This is a genomic window from Kocuria marina (assembly GCF_000786655.1).
GTDB lineage: Bacteria > Actinomycetota > Actinomycetes > Actinomycetales > Micrococcaceae > Kocuria > Kocuria marina_A.
Genome location: NZ_JROM01000023.1, coordinates 1 through 3,083, shown reverse-complemented (window position 1 = coordinate 3,083; position 3,083 = coordinate 1). Strand labels below are relative to the sequence as shown.

General features: G+C 66.1%; 2 protein-coding genes and 2 rRNA genes. All 4 read left to right on the top strand.

The annotated features are described in order from the left end of the window. Positions 1 to 204: ribosomal RNA gene (locus AS25_RS08245) — 23S ribosomal RNA — on the top strand; the annotation flags it as partial. Between the two features lie 225 nt (positions 205 to 429). After that, positions 430 to 546: ribosomal RNA gene (rrf, locus tag AS25_RS08240) — 5S ribosomal RNA — on the top strand. 349 nt (positions 547 to 895) lie between these two features. Next, positions 896 to 2,044 (top strand): AMP-binding protein, encoded by a 1,149-nt coding sequence (locus AS25_RS14210; protein ID WP_084118095.1) that lies wholly within the window; start codon positions 896 to 898, stop codon positions 2,042 to 2,044. 69 nt (positions 2,045 to 2,113) lie between these two features. Beyond that, the coding region (locus AS25_RS08230; protein WP_253270523.1) for an ISL3 family transposase at positions 2,114 to 3,083 on the top strand (970 nt) is incomplete at its 3' end.

Sequence of the window (3,083 nt, the reverse complement as noted above, 5' to 3'; positions counted from 1 at the left end):
CCAGGAGCACCGCTGATTAGCTACGTTCGGGATTGATAACCGCTGAAAGCATCTAAGCGGGAAGCTTGCTCCGAGATGAGATTTCCTGACCCCCCCTTGCGGGGGTGTGAGGTGCCCAGTAGACGACTGGGTTGATAGGCCAGATGTGGAAGCGTTGCAAGACGTGGAGCTGACTGGTACTAATACACCGAAAACTTCTACACACACAATTTTCATCAGAGTGTGGTGTTCGCGTCCACCATGTGGTTGACCACCAACAACCCCCCACCCCCACCGGGTACACCGGTAAACGGGGTGGGCCAGGGCAGTGGTTGGTTGATCGTGATAACAGAATAGAGCTTGGTCCACGAAACACGGACCCCAATAGGTTTCACCACCCCTACACACACGGTGCTAGTACAAGCAACCGTGGGGGTTGGTGACAGGGTTTCCGGTGGTTATAGCGTGGGGGAAACGCCCGGTCCCATCCCGAACCCGGTAGCTAAGACCCACAGCGCTGATGGTACTGCACTCGGAAGGGTGTGGGAGAGTAAGACACCGCCGGAATCACACAAGAAAAGAGTGGTCGAGGCCGCACCCCACACCGGGTGCGGCCTCCCACCATTTAACAGGCCCATTCATGAGCACCGGCAGCACCGGCGCGAACACCAAGCCCACCCACGGACACCAAGCCCACCCACGAACGCCAGGCCCGCTCGCGAGCACGACCACCAACACAAGCCCCCAGGCTCCCAGCCCCGGGGGCTTTTTCCATGTGTCCCATGAACAGCCTCCCTGAGGCCTTACTCCTCCCGTTCCCGGGATGGGCATGCAACGAATGATTCCCGCTGTCGCCACATCGCATCCCGGTGGCGCCTTGCGTGACGCCGCTCACCGCGGATGCAACGATGGGGCCATGAACACCTCATCGAATGACGGCCTGAGAGCACCACTGTGGACCCCCTCGGAGGACTCCATCCGTGGCTCGCGAATGTTCGACTTCGCCCGGTGGGCCGAACGCCGGCACGGGATCGGGCTCCCGGACTATCCCTCGCTGCACGCGTGGTCGGTGGAGCAGATGAACGAGTTCTGGCAGGGCGTCTGGGACTACTTCGACGTCGTGGCTTCCCGGCCGGGGGAACGGGCACTAGGTACCTCGGAGAGTTCGGTGGCGGATACGGGGATGCCCGGCGCGCAATGGTTCCCCGGCGCACGCCTCAACTACGCGGAGAACTCGCTACGGGCGGCGCACACCCGGCCGGACGACGTCGCCATCATCGGGGAGCACGAATCAAGTGCACCGAGCACCTGGACGTGGGGTGAGTTGGAAGCCCGAGTGGCGTCCGTCGCCCAGCAATTGCGTGATCTCGGGATCGTTGCTGGGGACCGGGTGGCCGCTGTACTCCCCAACATCCCGGAAACCGCGGTCGCCATGCTGGCCACCGCGTCCGTGGGTGCCGTGTGGTCGGTGGTGAACACCGACTTCGGGCCGTCCGGGGTCGCGGACCGCTTCGCGCAGATCGAACCCCGGGTGCTGTTCGTGGTGGACGGCTACGAATTCGGCGGTTCGCTGCGGGACATGACCGGGAGCTACTCCGGGCTGCTCGAGGTCCTGCCCACCGTGGAGCAACTGATCGTGGTTGACCAGCAGCCTCGAGACAAGGTGGGCGCCCTGCCGGAGGGGTCGATGCACTTTTCCGCGATCAGCGGGCGGGACGTGACGCCGCGGTACGAGCAGCTCCCGTTCGACCATCCCCTGTGGATCCTCTACTCCTCGGGAACCACGGGTAAACCGAAAGGGATTGTGCATTCCCACGGCGGGGTGGTCGTGGAGTTCCTCAAGGCCCTGGGGTTGCACGCCGGTCTCGGACCGGAGGACATCGCGTACTACGCCGTGGCCACCACGTGGATGGTCTGGAACATGCTCGTGGGCATCCTGCTCACCGGTTCACGCATCATCACCTATGACGGTTCACCCGTGTACGGGGGACCGGAGAAATCCGGCCCTTCACAGATGAGCATGGGTAGCGGTGTGCGCGTGGGCGTCTCGAGGGGTGTGTTGTGAGGTCTGGGTAGAGGTCGAGGTCTCCAGGATGGGTAGCGACCAAGCAACCCGATCCATGAAGGCCTCGACGTGTCTCATGCTATCTGCGCGCCGGCGTGCGCGCTCTTCGACCTGCCCGACGTCCATGTCAGGGCCGTGGAACGCGGACCACGCTCGTTCACCGTGGTGGTGGAGACTTTTCCGACGCTGGTGGGGTGCCCGTCCTGCGGGGTGCTCGCCACCGGCCACGGCCGCCGGGAGGTCGTGCTCCACGATCTGCCCTGCGCTGGGGTGCCCGTGCGGGTGGTGTGGCGCAAGCGGATCTTCAGGTGCCGGGAGGACGCCTGCGAGGTCGTGACGTTCAGCGAGGTCCACGAGCTGGCGGCACCGCGGGCCAAGCTCACCACCCGCGCGATCGCCTGGGCGGTGGGCCAGCTGCGCTGCCACGACATCGCGGTCTCGGCCCTGGCGGACATGCTCGGGGTCGCCTGGAACACCGTCTGGCACGCCATGGCCCCGGTCATCGAGGCCCAGCTGGCCGCGGAGGATCGGCTGGCCGGGGTGGACGCCCTGGGCGTGGACGAGCACGTGTGGCGCCACGTGGGTCCACCCGGCACCGGGCTGGTCACCGGGATCGTGGACCACTCCCGCGGCGAGGACGGCCGGCCCCGGGCGCGACTGCTGGACCTGGTCAAGGGGCGCACGGGGGCGGCCTACGGCGACTGGCTCACCGAGCAGGGGCCGGCGTTCACGAGCGGGATCCGCACGGCGACGCTGGATCCGTTCCACGGCTACGCCAACGCCATCCGCGACGAACTCCCTGAGGCGATCACCGTCCTGGACGCCTTCCACGTGGTGAAACTCGGCGGGCAGGTCGTGGACGAGGTGCGTCGTCGGGTGCAGCAGGACACTCTGGGCCACCGGGGCCGGGCCGGGGACCCGTTGTACGGGATCCGCCGCACCCTGCAGATCGGCGCCGAGCACCTGACCGAGAGGCAGGTCACCCGGCTCAACGCGAAGCTCGAGGCCGGGGACCCGCATCACGAGGTCACCCTGGCCT